Source organism: Enterococcus sp. AZ163, assembly GCF_050498925.1.
Classification (GTDB): Bacteria; Bacillota; Bacilli; order Lactobacillales; family Enterococcaceae; genus Enterococcus_A; species Enterococcus_A ferrettii.
Genome location: NZ_JBIPAO010000001.1, coordinates 613,856 through 639,546, shown reverse-complemented (window position 1 = coordinate 639,546; position 25,691 = coordinate 613,856). Strand labels below are relative to the sequence as shown.

At 40.2% G+C, this 25,691-nt stretch carries 25 protein-coding genes; 14 read left to right on the top strand and 11 right to left on the bottom strand.

The window, feature by feature from the left end; genetic code table 11:
* Positions 1-164: 164 nt before the first annotated feature.
* Positions 165-1,070 carry a LysR family transcriptional regulator gene (locus IGI46_RS03215; RefSeq protein WP_429972858.1) on the bottom strand — a complete coding sequence of 302 codons (906 nt, stop codon included), beginning with the start codon at positions 1,068-1,070 and terminating at the stop codon, positions 165-167.
* Between the two features lie 188 nt (positions 1,071-1,258).
* On the opposite strand from IGI46_RS03215, the gene IGI46_RS03210 reads away from it, so the two are divergent.
* From IGI46_RS03210 to IGI46_RS03190, 5 genes are read left to right on the top strand one after another with little or no spacing between them, the layout of a single operon-like run.
* On the top strand, positions 1,259-2,443 hold the full coding sequence (locus IGI46_RS03210) for an acetyl-CoA C-acetyltransferase (protein ID WP_429972857.1): 1,185 nt from the start codon (positions 1,259-1,261) through the stop codon (positions 2,441-2,443).
* 13 nt (positions 2,444-2,456) lie between these two features.
* Positions 2,457-3,113 (top strand): CoA transferase subunit A, encoded by a 657-nt coding sequence (locus tag IGI46_RS03205; protein ID WP_429972855.1) that lies wholly within the window; start codon positions 2,457-2,459, stop codon positions 3,111-3,113.
* A 2-nt stretch (positions 3,114-3,115) separates the two neighbouring features.
* Entirely contained in the window at positions 3,116-3,754 is a 639-nt protein-coding gene (locus IGI46_RS03200; RefSeq protein WP_429972854.1) for a 3-oxoacid CoA-transferase subunit B, read from the top strand.
* Between the two features lie 19 nt (positions 3,755-3,773).
* Positions 3,774-4,550 (top strand): 3-hydroxybutyrate dehydrogenase, encoded by a 777-nt coding sequence (locus IGI46_RS03195; RefSeq protein ID WP_207700718.1) that lies wholly within the window; start codon positions 3,774-3,776, stop codon positions 4,548-4,550.
* Between the two features lie 54 nt (positions 4,551-4,604).
* Positions 4,605-5,939: a GntP family permease gene (locus IGI46_RS03190; RefSeq protein ID WP_207700717.1), complete on the top strand. Its 1,335-nt coding sequence runs from the start codon at positions 4,605-4,607 to the stop codon at positions 5,937-5,939.
* Positions 5,940-6,444: 505 nt separating this feature from the next.
* Here IGI46_RS03190 and IGI46_RS03185 read toward each other — a convergent pair.
* On the bottom strand, positions 6,445-6,861 hold the full coding sequence (locus tag IGI46_RS03185) for a hypothetical protein (RefSeq protein ID WP_429972853.1): 417 nt from the start codon (positions 6,859-6,861) through the stop codon (positions 6,445-6,447).
* Positions 6,858-7,298 (bottom strand): LytTR family DNA-binding domain-containing protein, encoded by a 441-nt coding sequence (locus tag IGI46_RS03180; protein ID WP_429972852.1) that lies wholly within the window; start codon positions 7,296-7,298, stop codon positions 6,858-6,860. Before IGI46_RS03180 ends, IGI46_RS03185 begins: the two co-directional genes overlap by 4 nt.
* A 450-nt stretch (positions 7,299-7,748) precedes the next feature.
* Between IGI46_RS03180 and IGI46_RS03175 the strand changes: the two genes are divergently transcribed.
* Both IGI46_RS03175 and IGI46_RS03170 read left to right on the top strand, forming a co-directional pair.
* The gene (locus IGI46_RS03175) at positions 7,749-8,237 is read left to right on the top strand and encodes a DUF3788 domain-containing protein (protein WP_429972851.1); all 489 of its coding nucleotides are present in this window, start codon (positions 7,749-7,751) and stop codon (positions 8,235-8,237) included.
* Entirely contained in the window at positions 8,224-8,691 is a 468-nt protein-coding gene (locus IGI46_RS03170; RefSeq protein ID WP_429964848.1) for a GyrI-like domain-containing protein, read from the top strand. The genes IGI46_RS03175 and IGI46_RS03170 overlap by 14 nt, the downstream gene beginning before the upstream one ends.
* A gap of 101 nt (positions 8,692-8,792) precedes the next feature.
* Here the strand turns inward: IGI46_RS03170 and IGI46_RS03165 are convergent, their stop codons facing one another.
* Together IGI46_RS03165 and IGI46_RS03160 are read right to left on the bottom strand one after the other, a co-directional pair.
* Complete coding sequence (locus tag IGI46_RS03165) at positions 8,793-9,530, bottom strand: helix-turn-helix domain-containing protein (RefSeq protein WP_429964847.1); 738 nt, start codon at positions 9,528-9,530, stop codon at positions 8,793-8,795.
* A 378-nt stretch (positions 9,531-9,908) separates the two neighbouring features.
* Positions 9,909-11,708 (bottom strand): glycerophosphoryl diester phosphodiesterase membrane domain-containing protein, encoded by a 1,800-nt coding sequence (locus IGI46_RS03160; RefSeq protein WP_429964846.1) that lies wholly within the window; start codon positions 11,706-11,708, stop codon positions 9,909-9,911.
* A 203-nt stretch (positions 11,709-11,911) separates the two neighbouring features.
* Between IGI46_RS03160 and IGI46_RS03155 the strand changes: the two genes are divergently transcribed.
* Together IGI46_RS03155 and IGI46_RS03150 are read left to right on the top strand one after the other, a co-directional pair.
* The gene (locus IGI46_RS03155; protein ID WP_429964845.1) at positions 11,912-12,661 is read left to right on the top strand and encodes a MarR family winged helix-turn-helix transcriptional regulator; all 750 of its coding nucleotides are present in this window, start codon (positions 11,912-11,914) and stop codon (positions 12,659-12,661) included.
* Positions 12,662-12,705: 44 nt separating this feature from the next.
* A complete protein-coding gene (locus IGI46_RS03150) occupies positions 12,706-14,469 on the top strand; it encodes an ABC transporter ATP-binding protein (protein ID WP_429964844.1) in 1,764 nt (587 codons plus the stop codon).
* A 51-nt stretch (positions 14,470-14,520) separates the two neighbouring features.
* On the opposite strand, the gene IGI46_RS03145 is transcribed toward IGI46_RS03150, so the two are convergent.
* From IGI46_RS03145 to IGI46_RS03130, 4 genes are all read right to left on the bottom strand, one after another.
* Complete coding sequence (locus IGI46_RS03145; protein WP_429964843.1) at positions 14,521-14,808, bottom strand: DUF1648 domain-containing protein; 288 nt, start codon at positions 14,806-14,808, stop codon at positions 14,521-14,523.
* Positions 14,809-15,217: 409 nt separating this feature from the next.
* Positions 15,218-15,526 carry a hypothetical protein gene (locus tag IGI46_RS03140; protein ID WP_429972850.1) on the bottom strand — a complete coding sequence of 103 codons (309 nt, stop codon included), beginning with the start codon at positions 15,524-15,526 and terminating at the stop codon, positions 15,218-15,220.
* Positions 15,527-15,925: 399 nt separating this feature from the next.
* Positions 15,926-16,345, bottom strand: a complete 420-nt coding sequence (locus IGI46_RS03135) for a hypothetical protein (RefSeq protein ID WP_429964841.1) — start codon at positions 16,343-16,345, stop codon at positions 15,926-15,928.
* 27 nt (positions 16,346-16,372) lie between these two features.
* Entirely contained in the window at positions 16,373-16,633 is a 261-nt protein-coding gene (locus IGI46_RS03130) for a hypothetical protein (protein WP_429964840.1), read from the bottom strand.
* A gap of 302 nt (positions 16,634-16,935) precedes the next feature.
* Between IGI46_RS03130 and IGI46_RS03125 the strand changes: the two genes are divergently transcribed.
* The 4 genes from IGI46_RS03125 to IGI46_RS03110 all read left to right on the top strand — a co-directional run bounded on the left by IGI46_RS03125 (position 16,936) and on the right by IGI46_RS03110 (position 22,323).
* Complete coding sequence (locus IGI46_RS03125; protein WP_429964839.1) at positions 16,936-17,787, top strand: aminoglycoside 6-adenylyltransferase; 852 nt, start codon at positions 16,936-16,938, stop codon at positions 17,785-17,787.
* Positions 17,788-17,940: 153 nt separating this feature from the next.
* Complete coding sequence (locus tag IGI46_RS03120; RefSeq protein WP_429972849.1) at positions 17,941-19,557, top strand: PTS transporter subunit EIIC; 1,617 nt, start codon at positions 17,941-17,943, stop codon at positions 19,555-19,557.
* A gap of 3 nt (positions 19,558-19,560) precedes the next feature.
* Complete coding sequence (locus tag IGI46_RS03115; RefSeq protein ID WP_429973941.1) at positions 19,561-20,892, top strand: 6-phospho-alpha-glucosidase; 1,332 nt, start codon at positions 19,561-19,563, stop codon at positions 20,890-20,892.
* A gap of 45 nt (positions 20,893-20,937) precedes the next feature.
* Positions 20,938-22,323, top strand: coding sequence for a gluconokinase (locus tag IGI46_RS03110; RefSeq protein WP_429972848.1), 1,386 nt, complete (start codon positions 20,938-20,940; stop codon positions 22,321-22,323).
* Between the two features lie 90 nt (positions 22,324-22,413).
* Here the strand turns inward: IGI46_RS03110 and IGI46_RS03105 are convergent, their stop codons facing one another.
* Positions 22,414-23,556 (bottom strand): CapA family protein, encoded by a 1,143-nt coding sequence (locus IGI46_RS03105; protein WP_429972847.1) that lies wholly within the window; start codon positions 23,554-23,556, stop codon positions 22,414-22,416.
* A gap of 38 nt (positions 23,557-23,594) precedes the next feature.
* Positions 23,595-24,317, bottom strand: coding sequence for a MurR/RpiR family transcriptional regulator (locus IGI46_RS03100; RefSeq protein ID WP_207700692.1), 723 nt, complete (start codon positions 24,315-24,317; stop codon positions 23,595-23,597).
* Positions 24,318-25,080: 763 nt separating this feature from the next.
* On the opposite strand from IGI46_RS03100, the gene IGI46_RS03095 reads away from it, so the two are divergent.
* Positions 25,081-25,635: a hypothetical protein gene (locus IGI46_RS03095; RefSeq protein ID WP_429964835.1), complete on the top strand. Its 555-nt coding sequence runs from the start codon at positions 25,081-25,083 to the stop codon at positions 25,633-25,635.
* Positions 25,636-25,691: the final 56 nt, after the last annotated feature.

The window sequence follows — 25,691 nt, the reverse complement described above, 5'->3', positions numbered from 1 at the left end:
AAAAAGTTGTTTGATTTTTAGCTGCAGAGAACGCTCTGCAGTAGCAGTGTAAAGATGTAGCCACAATAGCATAAAAGGCATTCGGATACACTTTTATCATCCGTGATCAAAAATGAAGAGCCTAACGAATCAAAGAGATCTCAGGATTTGCTTTTGAAGGTTTGCTAGTTTTTTTGACTGTTAAAATGACTCAATAACGATTCCAAAATGTAACTCTCTACGTTAGAGGAAGTCTCCTTTTTCAATTGGCAGATGGTGACTGTCCAAGGAATCGGGTCTTTCATAGGAATCATGACAATGTCATCGAATGGATATTGAGAAGCAATTGGTTTAGGCAACAAAGTAAACAATTCGCGATTAATTCGGGTGGAATTCAATAAAAAGTCCCAGGACCAAGATTGCAAGGAGACGGATAAACTCACATGGTGTCGCTCAAAGGCTTGTTTGACATAATGATGTATCATAAAAGATTCATCGAAGATAGCCATTTTTTCTTTATGCAAGTCTTGCCAAGTGATCCGTTTCTTTTTGGCCAAATGATTTTTTTTCGAAACGAAGACGGCTAGCTCAGAACTCTGAATCGTATAAGAATCAATGAGATTTTTATGAATACGTTCTGGTTTTAATAACACAGCAAGATCAACGTTGCCAATCAATAATTCTTCTCTCAATTGATGGGCTCCTAATTCTTTGATGATAAACTTGATATCAGGATTTTCTAAAATGATATCTGGTAGAAAATCTGAAAAAACGGCAGAAATGACTAATGGCGGAATACCAATGGTGATTTCTCCTTTTAGATTCACTTTTAGGTTATGTAAATTCTTTAGCATCGTATCATACTTTTCAATTACTTCTAAAGCATCTCGGTAATAAACTTCTCCTGAGTAGGTCAAACCTGAAAGCTTTCCATTTTTCCGAGTAAATAGCTTCACATCCTGATTTTTTTCAAAATCATTAATCATATAGCTTAAGGCAGGTTGAGAAATATAGAGTTCCTCTGCGGTGTGACTTAAGTTGAAATTATTGTCAATAATCGATATAAAATAACGAAGGTGCTTGATGTCCAATAGTTTTCTCCTTAACTGGAATTTACTAACATACTAAAATATCTTGAGAGAAAAAGTCAAATAACCGACTATAAAATTTTTTTATACCTTCCCAAAAAATTAGTATTTTCTTTTTCAACGAAAAAATCGTAAGCTATGCACGAGAAAGAAAACGTTTTCTTTGATAAAAATAGATTGGGAGATTGTTAATGGAAAAAGAGATTGTCATTACTACTGCATTACGAACACCGATTGGCTCTTTTGGCGGAGTGTTTAAAACAGTTTCTGCCGTAGATTTGGGAGTGACAGTAGTTCAAGGCTTGATGAAAAAAGCGGGCATAGACCCAGAGATAGTGGATGAAGTGATTTTTGGTAATGTACTTCATGCTGGATTAGGACAAAATATTGCTCGACAAGTTGCTGTTCATGCAGGGATTCCAGTAGAGAAGCCAGCATTCACAGTGGATATGGTTTGTGGTTCTGGCTTAAAAACGATCGAACTAGCGGTTCAAAGTATTCTTTGCGGTGACGCTGAAATTGTCGTAGCTGGCGGAACTGAAAATATGAGTCAAACAGCTTATGTGTTGAAGGATTATCGATGGGGCGGACGCTTAGGCGATGGAAAAGTGATCGATACATTAGTGAACGATGGCCTAACTGACAGCTTTAATCAATACCACATGGGAGTAACTGCCGAAAATATTGCCAAGCAATTCGGCATTACACGTGAAAAACAAGATGCGTTTGCTTTGCAAAGTCAAATGCGGGCAAGTGCAGCAGCACAAACAGGTAAATTTTCAGCAGAAATTGTGCCGGTAAAGGTACCACAACGCAGAAAAGAGGACTTAATCGTTTCAAAGGATGAATACATTAAGCCGGAAACCACTTTGGAGAAACTTGGTAAATTGCGTCCAGCTTTCATAAAAGAAGAAGGAACTGTAACCGCTGGTAATGCATCGGGAATTAATGATGGGGCTGCTGCAGTATTGGTGATGACGAGAGAAAAAGCAGAAAGCTTAGGATTACCAATTTTAGGAACAGTAAAAGCGTATGCGAGTGCTGGCGTTGCACCAGAAATTATGGGGACAGGACCGATTCCAGCAACGAAAAAAGCATTGGAAAAGGCAAGCTGGACGGTGGAAGATTTAGAACTAGTAGAAGCCAATGAAGCTTTTGCATCACAGGCAATTTCAGTAGTGGAGGAGCTAGGTTTAAATCCTGATTTAGTCAATGTCAACGGCGGTGCGATTGCCTTGGGACATCCGATCGGCTGCAGTGGTGCCCGTATCTTGGTTACCTTGTTGCACGAAATGGAAAAACGAGAAGCAAAACGAGGGCTGGCTACGCTGTGTATCGGTGGCGGTCAAGGAACTTCTTTGCTGATTGAAAGATAAAGGAGAGTTTAAAATGGACAAAATTGTTGCTTTGGATCAGGCAATAGATATGGTTCAAGATGGACAAACCATTATGGTCGGCGGTTTCATGGCCAATGGGACACCTGAACGAATCATTGATGCCCTTGTTGAAAAAGGAGTTAAAAATTTAACCTTGATTTGTAATGATACTGGCTTTGTTGATCGCGGCGTAGGAAAAATGGTCGTGAAAAAGCAGTTTTCTAAAATTATTGCTTCACATGTTGGTTTAAATCGAGAAACTGGACGTCAAATGAATGAAGCGGAGACCGTTGTTGATCTGGTCCCTCAAGGAACTTTGGCAGAAAGTATTCGCGCCGGCGGCTTTGGTTTGGGCGGTTTTTTAACACCGACAGGTATTGGCACGTTAGTAGAAGAAGGAAAACAAAAAATCACAGTAGATGGCAAAGAATATCTTTTAGAAAAACCGTTGAAGGCTGATGTAGCATTAATTTTAGCAAATGTTGCTGACGAATCAGGGAATTTGCAATATGCAGGTTCTGAGAATAATTTTAATCAATTGATGGCAGCCAATGCAGATGTTACGATCGTTGAGGCGAGAAAAATTGTACCGTGTGGAACACTGAATCCTAATATGGTTCACACACCAAATGTATTTGTTAATTACATTGTGGAAAGCGAGGTGCAGTAAGGATGAAAGAGCTAAGCAAAGAAGAAATGCAGGAACGAATCGCCCAAAGAGTAGCGCAAGAGCTGCCAAATCAATCTTTAGTGAATTTAGGCATCGGTTTACCAACAAAAGTGGTGAATTATTTGCCAGAAGGAGTCACAGTGACACTTCAATCTGAAAATGGTTTTATCGGATTAGGAAAACTAGGAGATACCGTAGATCCTACAATCGTCAATGCCGGAGGACAACCAGTATCCATCAATCAAGATGGAGCATTTTTTGATAGCGCTACCTCTTTTGGTATCATCCGTGGAGGACACGTTGATGCGACTGTATTAGGTGCTTTACAAATTGATGAGAAAGGCAATATTGCGAATTATCTGATTCCAGGGAAAATGGTACCAGGAATGGGAGGAGCAATGGATTTGTTAGTCGGTGCAAAAAAAGTCATTGTGGCAATGGAGCATACAAACAGGGGCAAGTGGAAAATTTTAAATCAGTGCTCTTTGCCGCTGACCGCAGTCAATGTAGTTGATACGATTGTGACTGAAATGGGCGTTTTTTCTGTGACAGATGAAGGCATTGTTGTGGAAGAAATTCATCCAGATTTTACCTTTGAGGAAGTTCAAGCAGCAACAGAAGCGAAGTTAATTAACAAATAAAATAAGAGGAGAATGACTAATGACAGAACAACAAGTAGTTTTTATTACTGGAGCAGCAAGCGGGATTGGAAGACAAATCGGAGAGACTTTTCTAAAAGAAGGCAAAGCAGTCGTGTTTTCTGATGTAAACGAGCAAGCCTTAAATGAAACTGTTGCGAATTATCGAAAAGCTGGCTTGGAGGCTCATGGAGTCGTTTGTGATGTGACGAAAGAAGAAGCTATCAATTCAGCCATTGATGAAACAGTTGAAAAATATGGCCGCTTGGATATTTTAGTCAACAATGCTGGATTGCAGCATGTAGCAATGATTGAAGACTTTCCAACTGAAAAATATGAATTTATGCTGCGCATCATGTTGATTGCACCATTTATTGCTATTAAACGAGCTCTTCCAATCATGAAGGCACAAGGTTTTGGACGAGTGATCAATATGGCTTCCATTAACGGAGTTATTGGATTTGCTGGAAAATCGGCTTACAATTCTGCCAAACATGGACTGATTGGATTGACTAAAGTTGCTGCCTTAGAAGCTGCGGACAGTGGAGTGACAGTAAACGCGATTTGTCCAGGCTATGTTGATACACCATTGGTTCGAGGACAATTTGATGACTTGTCGAAAACTCGCAACATCCCATTAGAAAGAGTATTGGAAGAAGTTTTATACCCATTAGTTCCACAAAAACGATTGATTGATGTACAAGAAATTGCTGACTATGTTTCCTTCCTGTCCTGTGAAAAGGCTAAAGGTGTGACTGGACAAGCTGTTCTTTTGGATGGCGGCTATACAGCACAATAAGCAAAGTGACTGCTGCTGCTTTCAGTTCAGCAGCAGATTTAAAGGAGCGTATGTATGAATTTACTTGCATCTTTTGGCGTTTTATTAGGTGTCGTCGCGATCATTTATTTTTCTTTGAAAGAAATTAGTATTTTAGTCGCAGCACCTTTAGCCACTGCAATTGTGGTTTTATTGAACAGCATGCCATTGATCGAGTCACTTTTGGGAAATGGCGCTAATAATTACATGGGTGCTTTATCGACTTATATACTAAACTATTTTTCTATCTTTCTGCTAGGGTCGATTTTGGCAAAATTGATGGAAAGCAGTGGGGCAACGATTTCGATTGCAGAGTTTATTTTGCAAAAAGTGGGCTACGATAATCCGTATCGTGTGCTGATTGCGATTGCCTTGATTAGTGGAATTCTGACTTATGGCGGAATTAGTCTTTTTGTTGTCATGTTTGCGGTTTTGCCGTTGGCACGCTCGTTGTTTAAAAAATTGGATCTTGCTTGGAATTTGATCCAAGTACCTTTGTGGTTGGGTATTGCGACCATTACTATGACTGTGCTTCCAGGAACACCGGCGATTCAAAATGTTATTCCGATTCAATACTTAGATACTTCTTTGACGGCAGCTAGTATTCCTAGTTTGTTGGGAAGTTTAGGCTGTGTGATTTTTGGTTTGTTTTACATGAAGCGTTGCTTAAATAGAAGCTTAGCAGCTGGAGAAAACTATAGTACGTATACGACTGGTGCAGGCGAGCAAACAGTGGAGAAGAATTTGCCACCATTTATGGTTAGTATTACGCCGTTACTTTTGTTGATTATTATTGCTATCGGAGGAAGTGTCTTCGGTAATGACTTGGTGAAAAAAAATATTATTTATGTGGCTATGTTGGCAGGGATTCTATCGGCACTGCTGCTGTTTTATCGGTACATTGAAAATAAAATTAGTGCAGTCAGTGTCGGAGCCAGTGGTGCGATCGGGCCAATTTTTTCTACTGCTTCAGCGGTTGCTTTTGGCGCAGTAGTGATGATTGCACCAGGTTTTGAAATTTTTTCTGAATTGATTTTGAATATTCCGGGAAACCCATTAATTAGTCTAACTGTTTTGACCTCAACTATGTCGGCGATTACCGGCTCTTCGTCTGGCGCTTTAGGTATTGTGATGCCGAACTTCGCTCAATATTATTTGGATAAAGGGGTAAATCCAGAGATGATTCACCGCGTGGCGGCAGTCGCTTCGAATATTCTGACGATTGTTCCGCAAAGTGGTGTCCTACTAACTTTCTTAAGTTTGACTGGGTTAAATCACAAAACTGGGTTCAAACAAACTTTTATTACAGTCGCTGGTGGTACGCTGATTGCTGAGATTATTATTATCGCTGTGGGTTCATTTATTTATTGAAAAAAGCATAGGGATCAAAATCACTTTTACGATTTTGATCCCTATTTTTGCTTACAATTTCATTCGTAACCGTAAGATAGATAAGTGATTAGGAGGTAGTATTACCTATTGTAAAAAGGATGTCTCACCAATTTGACTAAATACGTCCAAATTATCGACTACATCTGCTACTCGAGCCCCTAATTGCTGCCCGAATCAAAAGACGATAAGCAGCTGTCTATACTTACAATACTTCGAACTTAAAGGAACTGAGTTTCGATGCTTCTCGACGTCAATCAAACTCCTAATATTTTCAGCGAGTGTAGAAAGACTGATTTGTGGTACAAGACCAGATTCTTTTAACGCACTTTGATGGGGGAGAAAACGGGAACCTGCGATAGACTAGGAAACAACCAGAAGTAGAAAAATAAATCTTCAGCAGTTAAAATGATGGTTTGCAGAATTGTCATCGAAGAAAAGAAGACTATCCACAGAAGCATTCCGCGTGCGTATTATTAATAGTAAACTACTGATTTTCTTTTGTGCTATTTAAAGCAGCTGCTAATTTACGGTTGGTATAGTTAGAATAGAAATAAAAGCCGATCAAATGACCAATCAAAGTAAGCAGCAAGACAGGGAAGAAAAATGATCGGATTTGGCTAAATAGCTCGACAGAATAAAGATAAACAACGGCGAAGCCGCAAAGCGTATTAAAAAGAGTGCTAAGCAAAATAGTTGTTCGTGCTTTGAAAATGGAATACTCCCATAAGTATGGATAAACAACACCAAAAACTAATCCAAATAAACTGCCAATGGCTAACAAGCGCCAAATAAAGGAAACGGGCACGGTTGGTTGATTAGTGAAAAACAACGTGAGAAAAGCGATCCAAACAGTGCTGCCAAATGCAGCCTGCATAAAATTATTTTTTAAGTGTTTGATCATTGTAATTGCTCCTTAACTAGTTTGGCATAATGACGACTGACAATATATGTCTGCTGATTTTTTGTGAATACTTCTAACCGGGCATGCTGGCCAGCCGAGAATGCAGAGATCTGCTGAATATTTAGAATGGTTGAATTATTAATGCGATAAAAGCCGGATGATTCCAGATAGGTAAGTTCCTTTAATTTCTTTTGCAGCCAAAGAACATCGCCAGAAAGCATTTGAATTTTGCTCATATGTCCCATGGTTTCAATCGCTTCTATCTCCTGCAAAGCTACCAACAGAGTTCGCTGATTGGATGGTTGAATAGCTTGCAAGGTCGCAGCTTGCATCCACTGACTTTGCCAGCGGGTCACTATTTCATGATTGATGGGATGACTAATAATGTCGATGCAGTCTTTTCCCTTTTGGTTATTCCAGATAATATTGAGTTTCATGTGCTCCTCCTTCTGAGATAAGCATAGCAAGTCTGCCTATTTAGCAATAGTACTATTTGTTTTGTTGCAAAGGAAGCAGTGTTTGTTGCAAAAAGCAGAGAAAAGAAGAAAAAAATCGATGCTTTTATACGAAACAGTCAAAGCGTCTTTTCACTATTGAGGTCTATCATTCCAATAATAGTTTGTCTACAGATTAATTTTCCAGAGCACCGTCTATTAGGGAATGATCTGCAGGCAGCTGTTTCAAACGGACTACTATTTTTCGTTTCGCGGAATCTTGTGCTGTGGACGTGGATTGGAAGGAAGCACTGAAAAGTCAGCGAATAAAAGAGAACTATGTTGAAATAACTTAAAATAGAAAGCCAAAGAAGAGTTAGCGGAAAAATGCTAGCTCTTCTTTTTTATGGAAAAAGAGCATTGGAGTGCAAGCCGAGGGGGAGATTATTGGGTATGATAAAAGAAAAAGCAGGTGATGAAATGACTTGGAAGAAATGTTTTCCGGCTAAGACTCAGCCAACTAAGGAGCAAATAGCTGCCTTCATTGATAATCCCCTTTGGATTCAATTCAACGATTATCTTCAGCAGGCCTATGAAGTAGAACCTAAGTATAGTTACAGTGGTTGTTCCATGCAGGCGGGCTGGAATATAAAGTATGTCAAATCTGGAAAGTCTTTATGTACGCTTTATCCAATGGAGGGCTATTTTATCTCATTAGTAGTAATTGGGAAAAAGGAGATGGCGTCAGCTGAGGAGCTAATGCCGCTAGTATCTCCTTATGTTCAAAAAGTATTTACAGGAGCCAAAGTAGGGCAGGGTCAAAAATGGTTAATGCTGGACATGAAAGAGGTGGCAGTTCTAGAAGATACGCTGAAGCTGATAGCTTTGCGTCAGGAGCCGCAGCATCAAATAGAATGGAGGATAAACAATGACGAGGATTAGCAAAATCATGGTGAAGCAGCTGCCGGAAATGCAACTACTTTCTCTTCGACGAACGATTCATTTCTTTGAGGAGTACTCGGACTTTGTGGGAGAAGCTGTGACGGAGATTTCTAAACTAATTGCTGAAGCCGACAGCTTTCCTAGTAGTGGCCCGATTGTTTGCTTTCACACGATTGATTTAGAGGAGCTAGACGTTGAAATTGGTTTTCAAGTGGCTGAAAGGATTGCGGGGACAGATAGGATTACAAGTGCCAGCTTGTCAGCTCGGACAATTGTTGCAGCTATTGACTTAGGTCCTTATGAGCAGTCAGATCCTGTAGTGGAGGAATTGATGAGCTGGATACCTGCTCATGGATATCAGCCAGCTGGTGGCATATACTATTACTACCTGAATGACAATGACCGGCCTGAATCGGAGCTTTTGACCGAAATGTATATTCCTATTACACAATAGAAAGAAAAGATAAATCCCTCTGTAATAAAGAAAGAGAGGATTTGTCTTTTTGCTATCTATTCTAAAGTGAAATCTATTTTACCGCTGAATGAACAGTTGCCTTAGTTTTCTCCTACTGAAAATTCTTTTTTTGCTAACAACCCATCAATAAGCTTCTGATGGGTTGTTTTATTGTCTTCCATGTAGGACGCCATTAATTCGACTGTTTCAATAGAAGTTTGAGAGGTAATTGGTAATAAATGGCCCTTTTTATCAATTTCCATAAGATAATCAGCATCTGTTAAGAGTACTTCTTTAGGAATTTTCACATAGAGCTGACCTGCGGAATCAAGTTGAGTTTCGCAGTGGTCCACTTTAGCAGCTAGAGTAAATTGATTTTTTAAGTAGAATAGATTCGCTGCATATACACGCGTGGTAGAAGCAAGATAAGTAATTTCTTTTTCAGTTTTTTCATAAACGGTTAGATACTCTTCATTAGGTGTCCAACCTTCTTGGGATAAATATTCATTATAATGATCGGCTTGTTTAGTCAAATACTGACCATATATCACATGAACCAAAAGAAGAATAATGGCGCCAATAATGATTCGTTGATAAATCCTTCCAGCTCTCAAATTTTTCGAGAGGTGATTTGTCATCTTATGATCCTCTCTCAGCAATTGATCCAGTGAAATATCCAACAGGTCGCTAAGTTGAACAATGGTTGTCAGATCTGGATAATTCCTCCCCACCTCCCAACCAGAAATTGTTGACCGTGAGACGTGCAATCGTTCAGCCAATTCTTCTTGGGTCCACTTTTTCTCGGTTCGTTTCTCTTTAATTTTTTCACCAATAATCATTTTCTCACTCCTCAATGTTAGTGTAGATAAAAAAGGAGAAAGATACTAGATGAATTATGTGTCTGAGGGAAAAAAAGCTGACACGTATCGTATCATTGCCAATAATCAACGAAAATAGCGAAGCACCTGCTTAATAAAGCAAGTTGCTTCGCTGGTTATGCTTTAGCCTTAAGATCAAAAGGACGAGTGCACCTTAGCTTAGCCGGTTAAAAGGCTTGAAGAAGCAGTAAGCTTGAAACTAAAATTGACAGGCATAGAACGAAAGAGCCCAGTAGAAAAAAGGCTTTTGGTTGTTTAGTAGCAGCCTGACTGGACGTCGGTTGGTCAAGGAAATACTATGAATATTAAAGCTGACTAGCACGTATCGCTCATTTTTTCTTAGCCGATCCCTGTTACAAAATAGAATAATTTATCGGCATAGGTTGGATCCTTCAGATCAGTTTTAATCGTCTGATTCAACAATTCCAAATTATCTGTCACAATACCATCCACTCCATAAAACATCATCCGAGTCATGGTGTCCTCGTCATTCACTGTCCAAGCAAAAACATCTTTGCCATCATCATGGGCAGCATCAATAAAGTTGCGATTCAAGGTGGTGTATTCCATCGTAAAAAAATCCACTTTGGAAATCGGAGGACCGACAATATTGAAAGGCATGATATAGCCAACATAAAATTCCGGTGCCTTTTCCTTCAATTGCGTGGCAACATTAAAATCTAGTGTCTGTAAAATAGAATGATGATCTAAAATCGCCTGCTTGTATTTTTCAATAAAACGATCTACCATATCAGGACTGTCCTGAGGAGTTGCCTTGATCTCGATCATCAAAGGTTGATTGATTGCTTCAGCCTCTGCCATATAATCGTCAAAAGAAACCAGTGGAGCACTTTGACCATTTTCTTTTACCTCAAGTTTTTCTAGTTCATTTAAAGTCAGTTGATTGGGCCGCTTGTTGACACCTGTCAAGGCTTGCAAATTAAAATCATGCATGACGACAAATTGCTTATCCTTGGTTTCTTGAACATCCATCTCAACATAAGAAGGGTGCAATTTCGCAGTTTTGCGCAGTGCAGTTAAACTGTTCTGGACGCCATTACCGTCAGAAACACCACGATGGGAAACTGTTTGAGGCGCCTTTAAGGAATAATTGCTAAGGTAGTTAGTATTGTAAGTACCAACACCGATTCCAAAGAGTACAGCCACAACAACAAATAAAGAAACTTTCCCAAAAGACCAGACTTCCTTAGGTGTATCCTGTTGAAACCAGTCAGGCAGCGTGTTTAGCAAATTGTTGTCATCCATGTAGGAAATTGTAATGTAAAAAATACCAACTGTTGAAAGAACAATATTCGCCAAGAAAATAAATTGCATTACTGTCATGGCAACCACTGCACTAGGTAGAGCATATTCAGGCAATTTCATCTCAATTAGGCTTAATACTAAGAAGACGGCACCATAACTAAGTGAGGCCAAAAGTACAACAGATGCACTAATCAAAAGGAATTGTCCCAAGATCCTCAGGAAATTCCAACCCTTAGTAGCCTCCCAGCTTTCCTTAACGGCTTGCTTAAACCGGCGATCTCTCAGAATCATTTCCGGTAAAGCAAAAATGAAACGAATTGAAAAGTAGATCAAGACTAGATAAGCTACTACTACTGAAGCAATGATGGCCACTCGATTAGCAAAAATATAATCTAAAATGAAGGCGGGAATTTTTACCTTCGCCAGCAAATCCGAATTAAAGTTCAATCCACTAAAGGGTAAAATCAACAGGAAATACACTAAGAAAAATAAGATTGTGGATACCCGAATTTTTTTTAGCTGAATTAAAGTACCGGTTAAAAGCTGCCTCAAGGAAATGGGTTCTTTCTTTTTAATAAAGAAAACACTAATCAGCAAAAAGGTAAATTCGAAAAATACCCCAATCAAAATCGCCAACAAGACGGCAATCAAGGAAACCAATACTCCCGGATGATCTCGAAAAATAATTCCCAAAGAATCATACGATAAATAATCAATGTGCCCGCGCCTTAAAATAAACTTAATTAGGCTGGTTAAAAAGGGCAAAAGTACAAACAGCATAAAGCCGTGCAGCAGCAGAACATCCCGAAAATAGGCCGTCGTATTGCGTAGAAAACGAAATAAGTGCAGAAAACTATTCTTTACATAAACCATTCAAACATCTCCAATTGTCATAAATCCAATCCATATTCTACTAGAATCCGTAGAACAAGTCCTCTTATTATAGCAAGGAATTCGATTTTTATTGAATATTTTACTTTGAGGAACGAAATCAGTTGACAACTGTTCGGTACCGAACTATAATGAAGAACGTTAAATAGTTCGGCACCGAACTAAAAAGGAAAGAGGAATCTATTATGAGTCAATTTACCGATAATTTAATGAAACAGATGCGTTTTATTAGTTCAGCAAGTAATGCCTTCATGGGTCAAAGAAAACAACACTTAACTGGACAGCTACGGGTTTTAGCTATTTTAGAAAAAGAAGATGGATTAATCCAAAGCCAGCTGGCTGAAATTTTAGATTTGCGTCCCAGCTCGCTAGCAGAGCTGTTGAAGAAAATGGAAAAAAGTGGCGATGTTGTTCGCAAAGAAGAAGAACAGGATCGCCGTTTGAAACGGGTCTTTTTAACTGATCAAGGCAGAGAAAAAATTTCTAGTTTAGCAGGCAGTGGTAAAGATCAAAGCGAAGATTTCTTTGCTGGTCTAACTGAGGAGGAAAAACAGCAGTTCAGCGAGTATTTACAGAAGATTGCAGCTGGCTGGGATAAAAAGTTTCAAGAACAAGCCGAGCGCTTTGTTGACCCTATGGACCGTTTGCGGCAAATGCAGGATTTCCGGGAACAGTTTGGTGATTTTGATGGTGACTGGCGCAATTTATCACGGGACGATCGTCGCAAATTCCGTGATGAGATGCGTAAGGAAATGCGAAACAATCCGTTTTGTGGGGGACGTCGCGGTGGATTCCCTAATGGTTTTCCACGAGGAGGCAAGCCTGAGTTTCCACAAGATTTCTGGGGCGGCGGCTTTGGTGGCGGCCCTCGTGGACCGAAGCCTTTTGACGAAGACCATCGTACAGATGAAAACGACGAATGGAAAGATTTTTAGTAGAGAAGACTTCTGGTGAATGGCTCAGAAGAGGAGGATTCAAGATGGATCGAAGGATTGAAGAGGTAACGGAAATGACGGGGAAACCCGCCTTTAAATTAAGAGATTTTATTCGCTTAATTAACAGTGTCAACCCTAAAAAGTTTTTATTCTTTTTGGGCATTGGCTTAAGCTTAGTCACGAGTGGTGCCAGCTTAATTGTACCGCAGCTGACTAAAGGACTGATTGATACTAGTGAGTTGGCCCGAATTGACAGTAAGATGCTGGTTGTATTGATCTTAGCCTTTGCTGCGCAATTGGGATTTGGAACGATTGGCGGTTTTTTATTGCGTTATGTTGGTGAAAGTGCTGTAAAGACTTTGCGAGAAAGACTGTGGAGTCATCTATTGAAATTACCAGTGGGCTATTTTGATGATCATAAATCTGGTGAAAGCAGTTCACGGTTAGTCAATGATACATCGGTAATTAAAGAATTGGTGACTTCTCAATTTCCTAACTTTATTACCGGAGCCATTCAATTAGTTGGATCCATGATTATTTTGTTTGTAATGGATTGGAAAATGGCAGCCTTGATGTTTTTGGCGGTACCAGTGATGGTTTTAATTATGCTGCCAATTGGTCGAATCATGATGAAAATAGGCAAGCAGCTTCAGTCAGCTACGGCAGATTTTAATGCTGAAGCTAGCGAAAAGCTGTCAGAAATCCGTTTGATTAAATCCAGTAATGGTGAAGAATTTGAGAAACGCAGTGGTGGCGAGTTTATCAATCGTATTTTTCGCCTTGGGGTAAAAGACGCTAAGGTAGAAGCTGTGTTGCAGCCAATCATGATGACTGCAATGTTGGGTTTATTCGTCGGAATTCTTGGCTATGGTGCGGTTCGGGTCCAAGCTGGTACTTTAAGCAGCGGTGAATTAGTAGCTTTCCTTTTATACTTGTTCAATATCATTATGCCAGCAGCCACATTTGCTACCTTCTTTTCACAGGTACAAAAAGCTATGGGTGCTACAGAACGGATTGAACAAATTCTAGAAACGTCAGTTGAACCAGTAGGTCAAGGCAAAGAAATCGTTGTTGCAGGAAAAAACATTGGGGCTGAAAACCTCTCCTTTGGTTATACTGCTGAACGTCCTGTTTTATCTAACGTTTCTTTTGAAGCCAAACCTAATACGGTGATTGCTTTTGCTGGACCAAGTGGGGGCGGAAAATCCACGATCTTTGCTTTGCTGGAACGTTTTTATCAACCAACCAGCGGGAAAGTGCTGATTGATGGTCAGGATATTCAGGAGCTTGATTTGACTCATTGGCGTTCTCAAATAGGGTACGTCTCTCAAGACAGCGCTGTTTTTGCGGGGAGTATCCGTGACAATCTGCAGTATGGATTAGAACGAACCTTGACCGATGAAGAATTGTGGCACGGCTTGTCTTTGGCTTATGCAGACCAATTTGTACGAGACTTTCCAGAGCAGCTGGAAACTGAGTTAGGAGAACGAGGCGTCAAACTATCTGGTGGTCAGAAACAACGGATCGCCATAGCTCGGGCTTTTTTGCGAGATCCCAATGTATTAATGCTAGATGAAGCTACTGCCAGCTTAGATTCCCAGTCTGAGGAAAAGGTACAACGAGCACTGGAACAACTGATGGAGGGACGAACAACATTAGTGATTGCTCATCGTCTTTCTACTATTGTAGATGCTGATCAGATTTACTTCATCGAAAAAGGTGAGGTTACCGGACATGGCTCTCATAGTGAATTGATGCAAACCCATCCGTTGTATGCTGAGTATGTAAAAGAACAAGTAGTGAACTAAACAAAAAGACCATCGTTTTCCCGTAGGGAGCGAAGGTCTTTTAAGCTGTAATCAAACACTTACAATAATATACAGAAATAACCCGCTAATACCTAGTAGCGCAATGCCAGCATAAATTAGAAATTTGTACTCTGTATTTTTCCACCCCTGCAGGCCTAAAATCAGACACAACAGCGGTAAAATTAAAACGGCAATATTTTTGGAAAGTGTGTAGTTGACGGAACCATCTGCTGCCCATTGCATCGGAACAGAGGTCGGTAAAAAGTACCAGAAGGTTCCTGCGAGAATCAACGTGCCAAGAATAATCAGAGCAAAGATCGTTCTATAGTTGGGATTCATGTCCTAAGCCTCCAATTGAATTATTTTGTGTTGATCCTATAGAAGCAAGCATAATAAAGGAGTATCCTTGATTCGACCATCCTTTTTTTGCTAGGATCAAAAATACTGCCAGCGAGCAAACGATGGTCTATCAGCCACTGGAAATCCCCTGCAGCAGAAGCTGCATTAAGCTCTGGGAAAGACCGAAAATGTCCCTACTTAAAAAAATGATAGGTGAAACCGAGAACGGTAAAAAAACTATCGTGGTTTGAAGACATCAAAGGTGGATCCAATAATCACCGCTTTAGTTAAAAGCAAACTTAGCAGCTAATGATTTGAGTCAGCATTTCCTTAAAATCGAAGGGAAATTAAAAAGAATAGCTTCGATTTTAAGGTTTTCAACTGCTTCAGCCTTTGATTTTAAAGGTAGTTAAAATTGTGAGAAGATCAAATCATTAACACCAATAAAATTGAGTACATATAGAAAAAGCACCAGACCGTTTATAATAGTTGAGAAGAGGATCAGAGCATAGCGAATCGAAATATAGTGATAAGCCGGATTTGTTTGGATTTTGGCCGAGCGTTTTCCCTGATAGCTGAAGCTCATAACTAAAAGAATCAACGTGAACAGCACTTGGAAGACAATACCCAGTAGGTAAACACCGCTAAAGGGCAGGCGTAATTGCAGGAAATAGACAGCCGCAGTGATCAGATCAATCACGATCGCTAAAATAGGCATTCTGGAAACCTCGTTTCGTAAGTATTGACTCACAATATAGCATAAAAAGGCCGAAAAAAATACGAACAGAATTGTTCTCCTGTTTAAAGCTTAGAACTTATCCTGTGGATAAGTTGTGAATAAAATTCAGGGTTGCATCTCTTATCCTAGAATCAAAGATAATTCAACAGAAAAACTTTGATTCTAGGTCAAATTCAGCTTCTATATGTAGTTTTGCACATGTGGATAGAGAGAAAATGAGGAGGGATAGTGTGGATAGATAAGGTATTTTCCACAAGTTATTCACAGGTTATCCACAGTCGGTGGATAACCTGTGAATAAAAGGAAATCGCTTTGAATAACATACGAACGTTCCGAAGGCAAAAGCTCCAATAAATTTTTAGTATCCAATAAATTTTATCACCTAAGTGAAAATACAAATAAAGCCAATGCTAAGGCTGCTGCACCAAAAAGGCTAAATAGAACAATCAGCAAAGTTCGACCAGTTTTGTTAGGTATAGTAGTAGAAAGCTTAATGCCGCCAACAGAAAGCAGGACAATCAATCCAAACAAACTCATGCTAATGAGCGGGAAAAGTCCAACTTCCATTGAAAAATAAGCACCGACAAAAGGGAACAGACACTGAACCCCAATCAAAAATAAGATCAGGAAACTCACCAGCAGCAGATATTTAACGGTCTTATTTTTTATCGTCATGGCCGCTGCACCACCAATAAGACTTAGAACAACCGTTACGATCCCAAATAAGATTAATGAAGCAACAATTGCCAAAAGAACGAAGAGAATCAACGGCATTAGAACGAGTATGACATGAAACATCGAATCCACTCCTAGCTGAAAGATTTGTTAATAAAGATAGGTAAGCAGCAAAATAATCAGGAATCCAATGAAAAAGGGTGGGATATACTTGAGAATGAAATGGCTAAATTTTTTGCCAGCCTGTCGTTCAAGCTCATACTTTGGATCAGTGCTGTCTTTAATAAATTCATGGGGGAACCGAGCAAGAAAAAGTCCTTTGGTGATCCTTGTTAAAATAGCTAAGAGCAAGAGAATTCCCGTACAGGCAAGGCCTGCAAATACAATTTGTTGAATTGAATAGATATCCATGCTAATCACTATCCTTTATGTAGGTGAGAGATAAATGAGTTCTTTACTGATAGTATAAGAGAATAGTTGGTGAATGTATAGAGCGGGGGCGACTTTACCCGCCAGAAGATGTGGACTGCTTTTAGAAATAAGACTACTGAAAAAAACGATCTCTTTTTTAAGGCTTTGAAGTAGGGAGACTAAAGAGTGTAAAAGAGATTCTGAAATGAGAATCTAACATAAAAAAACCGATGTTGCTTTACCTGAAAAGGAATGCCTATAATAAAATGAATAGTTAGTGTCACGTAGAAGGAGGGACTGTGTTGGAGAATAATTTTTATGATCAGTTCATTAAGCGATTTGCGGCTGCTGGAAAAGAACGATCTGATTTAAATGCTGCTTATGTAATTGGTTCTCGCGCAAGAAAAGAGCATCCAGCCGATCAGTGGTCTGACTTGGATATTTTGCTGTACACGGATCAGCCAGAGTATTATTTGGAAGCAGCCGACTTTGTCTCTTCTTTTGGAACCATTTGGAGTTCTTTTTCTACTAAAACCTTAGGCAATGATGCGGAACGATTAATTCTTTTTGAAGGTGGTTATCAGGTAGATCTAGTGGTAAAAACGGCTGTAGAATTTGAACGCTACATTACCGAAGGGAAAGTTCCCTGGCTGTTTAAACGGGGAACACAAATAATTGTAGATAATACAGGGACAGCGGCTAAGCTTTTGCCAGAAAAAACAGTACTGCCGGAAAAGCAGCCGCTTAACCAGCAGAACTTCGATCAGGTTAATCAAATGTTTTGGTTTGTAACGATGTATATCGCTAAGCAATTGCTGCGAAAAGAGAATTGGTCGGCTAAGGTTCGTGAAATGGAATACAAAATGATTCTTTTGCAGGTAATTGAATGGTATGAACAGTCGTTACATGGTTTGGAGTACGATACTTGGCACGGTGGTCGGTTTCTTGAAAAGTGGGTCGAGCCAGACCTTTATCAGGCCATTGCTGGTACGTATGGAAATTTTGAATTGGCTAGTCTTTGGCAGGCTTTGATAGAATCTATGGAGTTGTTTACCCAACTGACACAGGCAATCTGTGCGAGAGAACAGCTGACTCTGGATAGTAATTTAGGTGAAAACATAACGAATTGGATAAATGGAAAAAGAGCAAAATAATTAGAAGGCTTCCTGATCAATCAAAATCAGGGAGCCTTTTTCTGAAACAGATTCCAAATACTGAAACGCATTCCTGTGTAAGCGTTATCCATATGATTTACAAAGTTTCTTCCCTATAATGAATCCATCAAAGACAAAAAAGGAGACAGTGAAATGAAAGCGAAGATAATGGATACCATGCAGAAATTTTCCAAGGCGATGTTTGTGCCCGTCTTGATTTTGCCAATTGCTGGTTTGTTAATCGCAATTGGGAATGTATTTACTAATCCGCGATTGATTGAGCAATTTTCATTTTTAGATAATCCAATCACGATGGGATTCGGCAGTATTTTATCAGCTTCTTTATTACCAATTTTAACGAATTTAGGTATTATATTTTGTGTCGGAATTGCCTTAGGTTTAGCTAATAAGAAAAAAGCAGAGGCAGCCTTTACTGCTTTATTGGGTTACCTAGTGTTTTTGTATGCTATGAATAAATTTATGGAGCTGCGAGGCATGCTGGTGGAACCAGATGTATTGCAAGGCTCTGGACAAGCGATGGTCTTAGGAATACAAGTGCTGGATATGGGGGTTTTTCTAGGAATCATTTTGGGGATTGTGGTGGCCTTAATCCATAATCGCTTTATTGATACGAAATTTAATAATGCTTTTCAGGTATACGGCGGTGCTCGTTTTGTCTTTATCGTATTGATTCCAATTTTAGTTTTGTCAGCGATTGCACTTTCTTTTATCTGGCCGATAATTCAGCAAGGAATTGACAGTTTAGGCGGAGTGATCAAAGAAACTGGCAATTTCGGAATCTTCTTATACGGTTCTTTGGAACGCTTGCTGATTCCAACAGGCTTGCATCACTTGATTTATACGCCGTTTTTGTACACTTCATTAGGTGGAGTAGCAGAAGTTGGAGGGCAGGTTTTCGAAGGTGCCCGCAACATTTACTTTGCAGAAATCGCGGATCCGGCTGTTCGGGTACTATCTGGCAGTGTGATTTGGGATGCTCGCGGAATTTCTAAAATGTTTGGTTTGATTGGTGCGTGTTTAGCAATGTATCAAACAGCCAAGCCTGAAAATAAGACGAAGGTGAAAGCAATTTTGATTCCAGCAGTAGTTACTTCCTTCGTGGCTGGAGTTACAGAACCGATTGAATTCTCCTTTATGTTTGTTGCACCGATTTTGTTTGTGATCCATTCGGCTTTAAGCGGATTAAGTATGGTAGTACTAAACATTTTTGGTTCACGAGCAATTGGTCCCAACGGCTTTATTGATTTCTTGCTTTACAATTTACCGTTGGGAGTAGAGAAGACCCGCTGGCCAATTTATATTGCGGTTGGCATTGCGTTCTTCTTTATCTACTATTTCACTTTCCGTTTGTTGATTACTAAGCTGAACTTGAAAACAGTTGGTCGAGAAGACACTGGAAAAGAAACGAAGCTGTATTCGAAAAAAGAGTACAACGAAAAAAATGCGGCAGTTCCAGCTGGGGTATCCGCTGTTGCATTAGAAGCCGCCGATACAGGAATCTCAGCAACGATCGTTGAAGGCCTAGGCGGTGAAGCCAATATTAAAACCATTGATAATTGCTACACTCGATTACGTTTGAAGCTGCAAAATCCTGAACTGGTAGATGAAGCCTTATTAAAGGATCAAACCAGTGCTAAGGGTGTCATCAAAAATGGTGAAAATGTTCATGTGGTTTATGGATTGACCGTAGCGCAAGTGCGAGAAGACTTAGAGAAATATTTAGGCAGAGACCCAGAAGGAGACGAATAAATGATGAATAAATTTTCAGTAGTAATTGCCGGTGGCGGCAGCACCTTTACACCTGGTATTGTGATGATGTTACTAGACAACAGTGATCGTTTTCCATTGAGAAAGCTGAAGCTGTACGATAATGATGGTGATCGTCAAGGGATTTTAGGTGAAGCCTTGACGATTCTCTTAAAGGAGCAGGCACCAGAAATAGAGTTTTCTTATACTACCGATCCTGAAGAGGCCTTTAGCGACATCGATTTCTGTATGGCTCACATTCGTGTCGGAAAATATGCTATGCGGGAAAAAGATGAAAAGGTGCCATTGAAGCATGGTGTCTTTGGCCAAGAAACCTGCGGACCTGGTGGGATTGCTTATGGCATGCGCAGTATTACCGGCATGCTGGAGATCATTGATTATATGGAAAAATATTCACCTGAGGCTTGGATGCTGAACTATTCCAATCCAGCAGCGATTGTAGCAGAAGCCTGTCGTGTCCTGCGTCCTGCTTCTAAAGTCCTGAATATCTGTGATATGCCAGTAGGAACGCTGCGCCGAATGTCGCAAATTGTCGGTAAAAAGCCAGAAGAATTAGAAGTTCGCTATTTCGGGCTGAATCACTTTGGCTGGTGGACCAGTGTGAAGGACATAGAAGGAAATGAGTATTTGGATCAAATTCGCGAGTATGTCGCTGAAAATGGGTACTTGACTCAGATTGAAGTAGACACGCAGCACACGGATCCAAGTTGGCAAGAAACGCACAAAAAGGCTAAAGATATATTGGCTGTGGCACCGGAATATTTACCAAATACCTATTTGAAATACTACCTATATCCTGATTACGTAACGGATCATATGCAGGAGCATCCTGAATATACTCGGGCTAACGAAGTCATGACAGGTCGGGAGAAAACTGTTTTTGATCATGCAAAAAACATTATTGAGAATGGCTCAGCAAAAGGAATTGCTTTTGATATCGATGCGCATGCGTCGTTTATTGTAGACTTAGCGCGAGCAATCGCCTACAATACTCATGAACGGATGGTTATGATCGTTGAAAATAATGGGGCAATTGCCAACTTTCCAGACGATGCAATGGTAGAAGTACCATGTATTGTAGGCGTGGATGGACCTGAGCCGTTGACACAGGGCTATATTCCAGCCTTCCAACAAGCATTAATGTTCCAACAGGTTACGGTGGAAAAATTAGTGGTTGAGGCGTATGTAGAAAAAAGCTATCAGAAAATGTGGCAGGCCTTAACGTTGTCTAAGACCGTACCAAGTGCTCAGGTTGCTAAAGAATTACTGGACGATCTCATTATTGAAAATGGCGATTTTTGGCCAGAATTAAAATAGAAGCGAAAAAGGCACGCCGCGGGCTGCCTTTTTTGAGATTGAAGGGTGAGCAAAGTGACAAAGGCTTTTTTAGGAATTGATGTAGGAACAACGGCAATTAAGTTAGGAATAATTGCTGAAAACCAACTGCTTTATCAGACGGCGATTAACTTGAAAACCTATGTAGAAGGACCGATAAAATACCAACAGTCGGCTGAGCTGGAGCAGGCGTTTGTTCAGGGGATTAAAGAGATTCCCACTGAGCTGCGGCAACAGGTTGGAATAATCAGCTTTAGTACAGCAATGCACAGTGTCATGCCGGTAGTGGATGGTGTGAAGGGAAAGATTTTTATCTGGTCTGACGAACAGGCCAGTCAGGTGATCGAGGAATTTAAGCACACTGACTTGGCGAAGCATTTTTATCAAAGAACGGGTACACCCATTCATCCTATGTCACCGTTTGCCAAAATCCTATACTTTGGTCAACAAAAAAGCTACCCGAAAAATGTTCATTGGTGGGGGATTAAGGAGCTGTTGATGGAATACTTTACGGGAAAAGCTCGAGTGGACTATTCCATCGCCTCGGCCACTGGCTTGTTTAATTTGGAAACCCAAAAATGGGATTCGGAAATATTGGCGTATCTAGAGGTAGCTCCAAAGCAATTGGCAGAACTGACGGACACAACGGCGGCCTTTCCTATTCATTCAGCAGCTGCAGCTAATTTAGGTTTGCCTGCTGAAGCAAAAGTTATTGCAGGAGCCAGTGACGGCTGCTTGACAGCCTATGCCAGCTTTTATCGTACCGGGAATACCAGCAGCTTAACCATTGGAACCAGCACGGCTGTCCGCAATATTACCGAGCAAGCTCATTTTGATGAGGAAAAGCAGAATTTCTGTTATTATCTGGATCGCAAGCATTATGTAATTGGTGCACCGTCTAATAATGGCGGCTGTGTTTTAGCTTGGGCATCTCAAGCCATCGGTGAGTCAGCTACTTTTTATCAACAGCTGCCGGAGACTTTGGCAGCAGCACCTCTTGGGGCAAAAGGTTTGCGCTTTTTCCCTTATTTGAATGGGGAACGTGCTCCTTTTTGGTCGTCGAATAAAAAGGCTGAATTTAAACATTTGACGATTGAACATACGAAGGCCGATATGATACGTGGTGTGTTAGAGGGCATGCTGATGAATGTTCGTATCCTAACTGGTATGGTAGGTGCCCGTGGTGCTTTATCAGTTAGCGGCGGATTTTTCCAAACGGCAGCTTTAACTCAGCTGACTGCGGATCTTTTAGGTCTGTCTTGTATGTATGCGGAAGAAAACGAACCCCTTTTTGGTTTGTATTATTTGATTCAGCAACCCGAGCGGATAGTAGAGGCTGGCAAGACCTTTGTGCCAGATGAGTCTCGTGCTAAGGAGTATCAGATGCTTGCAAAGGAATATTTTAAGGAGTAAAAGCAAAAACTTCCTACTGTCTTGGGGGTTCTTTCTGAAGTTGTGTACCAAAACTTCAGAAGGAACCTCTTGGGACAGCAGGAAGTTTTTTTAATAAACCAGCTCTACTTTATCATTCATAATTTCATTTACTCGATTGATGAAGTAGTCTCGTGACATGTCTTGTCCGTTATAGACATGCAGCATGTGCTGATTAGCTAATTCATCTGTATAATCCTTTAAAGCATAAACTTCATAAGTTTGATAGTTATCACCGATATAGGTAATGGTTGGCCAAAAAGTGACATCTTGGAAGCTGACCTCTTCCGTGGCTTTGTTATAGCTGATTTTCCCACGGGCCATCCCTCCTAGCATTTGGTCACTTTCGTTTTGAGAAGAAAGAAAATTACCTAAGGAATAGATTACCAAGGTTTCATTGCCGCTGCTGCCAGAGATATAATCCATCGGTTGAATTACGTGAGGGTGTCCGCCAATAATTACGTCTGCGCCTGCATCACTTAAAAGTTGTGCCAAGCGTTCTTGTTCGGCATCTTGAACAGACTGATACTCTTGGCCCCAGTGCATGCTGACTATTTGGACATCGCTGATTTGATTCAGCTCCTCCATGTCTGCTTTCATTGTTTCATCATCAATAAGATTCACCAAGTATTCTTTGCCTAAGGGCAGCGCATAGCCGTTCAAGCCATAAGTATAGGTGGTAAACCCAACTTTTACTCCGTTTATTTCTTTTACCTTCAAGCGGCTGTCCCGTGCCGATCGCTGCGAGCCGGTGACCGTCATATCCGGATAATTCTGTTCTATATAATTCAACTGACTGACAACACCGTTTTCACCGCGATCCATTGAATGGTTAGAAGCCGTTGCCAGCCAGTTAAAACCTGCGCCATGAACGGCATCCAAGATTTCTGTAGGACCATTAAAGGATGGATAGCCGGATAAACCTAGTGCTTCGCCGCCACAAATTGTTTCCTGATTAATGTAGGAAATATCAGCCTCACTGGTTAAATAGCGGGTTGGTTCGTACATATAATCGAAACGGTAAGTTCCGTCTGCGTTCTGATTGTTTTTATAAATAAAATCGTTAATCAAATTGTCCCCAACTGCTGAGAAGGATATTTCTACGGGTTTTCCGTCACTTCTACTGTCAATCTGCAAGTCTCTTTTTTCAACCTTGCCTTTGGAACACCCAGCCAAAACAATCACTAAGACAATAAATGCCAACAACTTTTTCATTTGCCAAAAACTCCTTGTTTTTTAATTAACCCAACTTCTCATTCCTGAACAAATTCCTGAACGATATATTCTAATAACAGCATCAACTTCCCAAAAAAACTGTTGTATTTTATATTTTGACTATCTAACGGTCGCTCATCTGCTACCTCAAAGCTGATAGTAGCCAATTGTTCTGCTCGTGAATGTAAATTGCCAGTAAAAAGAATATTGGGAATATTCCTTTCCTGACAGAAGGTCATCTTCTCAATCACCTTTTGAGTTTCACCTGATTTGGAAATACTGATGAGCATGCTGATATTATCGGTATTGTTGCTGATGATCCCCGAAGAATCCCCTGCACTGACAAACAATGTTTTGATCCCATTAACCAGCAGCTTCTTATGTAAGTAATCGGCAATAATACTAGAAAAGCCAGTGGCGTAGATAGTCACAAATTTATCCTTATTAAGGGCGTAAATTTCCTTCATTACGCGGATGGAAGGTTCGATCTTCTTAGTATCAATATTAAAGTCGATGGTCGCTGAAACGCCTTGGCTGCTGGGACGAAACTGATTTTTGAGAAAATAGAACAGCTCCAGATAGCCAGAAAATTCCAATTTTTGTGCCAAACGGACAATCGCTGCTGGTGAAGTGAATAAGCGTTGAGCCAGTTCACGTAAGGAAATTCCTTCCAACTGATCTACATGGCTGATCAAGTATTCAAGTATTTCCTGCTCATTGGCCGAAAGCTTTTTCCCCTTCATAATAAGGTCTAAATCCATCTTGCCCCAACTCCCTTAAAAATAAGTATAGCATAACAAGTATTATTGAATAGTAAAAAATAAGGGATCATCTGTGGATAAGAAGGATTAATTTTTTCTTAAGAAATGCCGAGACTAGCGTTATAGATAGGGCAAACTAGAGAGAAGGCGGAGGAGGAATTCCAATGATGGACTTGAAATTTGTATCTGAGAAGAAGCAGCTGCGTAAACAGCTGAAACGAAATACAGAACTGCTGACCGCGCTGCAGAGGGGAGAATAGCATGTCAAAAAAGCAACGTCCACCTACTTTTGGGAAAAATTACCGAGCTGTTTCATTCGTATACAACAGTTCTGCGAATTTTTGCACTCTTCGCAGCTGTTGGCTTCACAGCATCGCTTCTTATTCGGGCAACCATGAAACATTTAGGGAAGAAAAAGGCTGCTCAGAGCAATGAACTTCATAGAGTAGCAATGCATAAAGGAAAACAGTAGAAGGAGAGGCCTCAGAGTAAAATCTGTGGTCTTTTTTTAGGGATGAGAGTCCTAAATTCTTCAGAAACAAATTAGAAGAGAGTAAATTCAGGCTAAAAGTTACAAAATACGAAAGGAATATATTCATTTTATAAAAAATCTGAAATCTGTTTATTTTGCGTTATATTTTGTACTCAAATAAAATGGACTAAAAATTTCTGGTAAGATTATACCTAAAAAAATTGAAAACGAATAATTTTCATGTAAAATATAAATGGGAGAGAAAAAATGGAAATTGGAAAGAGGTTAATTATGAAAAAGAAAATGGTTTGTATTTTTTTTGCCACAGTAACAATGTTAAGTCTAACAGCCTGTACAGGCAACCCAAGAAGGGCATCTAGGCCCAAGCCAACGGAAGAAACTTCATCGACTGTTGTTGAGTCCACAAAGGAAACATCAAGCTCAGAATTACTAGAATCATCTAGTTCAGAGCTGCCAGAGACTGGAACTACCAGTTCATTTGGAAATTCTAGTAATTTCTCCCTAATGGTGGAAGCTGCCCAGTCGCAAGTTCCAAGTTTGATGCAGCAAGTAGGAGGCATGTATTCAGATATTGCTATTTCTGAGGGAGAAAATAGTACGCTTATCTATACGTATACCTTTGCGCAAGATCCAGGAGTTGAGGTTGATGGCGAAGCATTAAAGCCAACAATGGTAAAAGGATTGAAACCAGTAATTGATGGAATGAAGGGTATGTTCCCAGATGTCAAAGTGCAAGTAATTTATCTGAGACCTGATGGATCAGAGCTTGTGAACTTTGTTATTACTCAAGAGGATACCAATCAGCTAGCCGATGAGCCAGCATAAAGCAACTTTCTTAAATTGAGTCATACCAGATAGGAAAAGCCAGCAATATACAATAA

Coding starts and splice junctions, on each gene's coding strand:
- IGI46_RS03185 (WP_429972853.1), bottom strand. CDS start 6,861: ATGATCAAACACTTAAAAAATAATTTTATGCAGGCTGCATTTGGCAGC.
- IGI46_RS03150 (WP_429964844.1), top strand. CDS start 12,706: ATGGATCGAAGGATTGAAGAGGTAACGGAAATGACGGGGAAACCCGCC.
- IGI46_RS03135 (WP_429964841.1), bottom strand. CDS start 16,345: ATGTTTCATGTCATACTCGTTCTAATGCCGTTGATTCTCTTCGTTCTT.
- IGI46_RS03175 (WP_429972851.1), top strand. CDS start 7,749: ATGATAAAAGAAAAAGCAGGTGATGAAATGACTTGGAAGAAATGTTTT.
- IGI46_RS03130 (WP_429964840.1), bottom strand. CDS start 16,633: ATGGATATCTATTCAATTCAACAAATTGTATTTGCAGGCCTTGCCTGT.
- IGI46_RS03180 (WP_429972852.1), bottom strand. CDS start 7,298: ATGAAACTCAATATTATCTGGAATAACCAAAAGGGAAAAGACTGCATC.
- IGI46_RS03120 (WP_429972849.1), top strand. CDS start 17,941: ATGAAAGCGAAGATAATGGATACCATGCAGAAATTTTCCAAGGCGATG.
- IGI46_RS03100 (WP_207700692.1), bottom strand. CDS start 24,317: ATGGATTTAGACCTTATTATGAAGGGGAAAAAGCTTTCGGCCAATGAG.
- IGI46_RS03165 (WP_429964847.1), bottom strand. CDS start 9,530: ATGATTATTGGTGAAAAAATTAAAGAGAAACGAACCGAGAAAAAGTGG.
- IGI46_RS03105 (WP_429972847.1), bottom strand. CDS start 23,556: ATGAAAAAGTTGTTGGCATTTATTGTCTTAGTGATTGTTTTGGCTGGG.
- IGI46_RS03140 (WP_429972850.1), bottom strand. CDS start 15,526: ATGCCTATTTTAGCGATCGTGATTGATCTGATCACTGCGGCTGTCTAT.
- IGI46_RS03170 (WP_429964848.1), top strand. CDS start 8,224: ATGACGAGGATTAGCAAAATCATGGTGAAGCAGCTGCCGGAAATGCAA.
- IGI46_RS03190 (WP_207700717.1), top strand. CDS start 4,605: ATGAATTTACTTGCATCTTTTGGCGTTTTATTAGGTGTCGTCGCGATC.
- IGI46_RS03210 (WP_429972857.1), top strand. CDS start 1,259: ATGGAAAAAGAGATTGTCATTACTACTGCATTACGAACACCGATTGGC.
- IGI46_RS03160 (WP_429964846.1), bottom strand. CDS start 11,708: ATGGTTTATGTAAAGAATAGTTTTCTGCACTTATTTCGTTTTCTACGC.
- IGI46_RS03145 (WP_429964843.1), bottom strand. CDS start 14,808: ATGAATCCCAACTATAGAACGATCTTTGCTCTGATTATTCTTGGCACG.
- IGI46_RS03195 (WP_207700718.1), top strand. CDS start 3,774: ATGACAGAACAACAAGTAGTTTTTATTACTGGAGCAGCAAGCGGGATT.
- IGI46_RS03095 (WP_429964835.1), top strand. CDS start 25,081: ATGAAAAAGAAAATGGTTTGTATTTTTTTTGCCACAGTAACAATGTTA.
- IGI46_RS03200 (WP_429972854.1), top strand. CDS start 3,116: ATGAAAGAGCTAAGCAAAGAAGAAATGCAGGAACGAATCGCCCAAAGA.
- IGI46_RS03155 (WP_429964845.1), top strand. CDS start 11,912: ATGAGTCAATTTACCGATAATTTAATGAAACAGATGCGTTTTATTAGT.
- IGI46_RS03205 (WP_429972855.1), top strand. CDS start 2,457: ATGGACAAAATTGTTGCTTTGGATCAGGCAATAGATATGGTTCAAGAT.
- IGI46_RS03115 (WP_429973941.1), top strand. CDS start 19,561: ATGAATAAATTTTCAGTAGTAATTGCCGGTGGCGGCAGCACCTTTACA.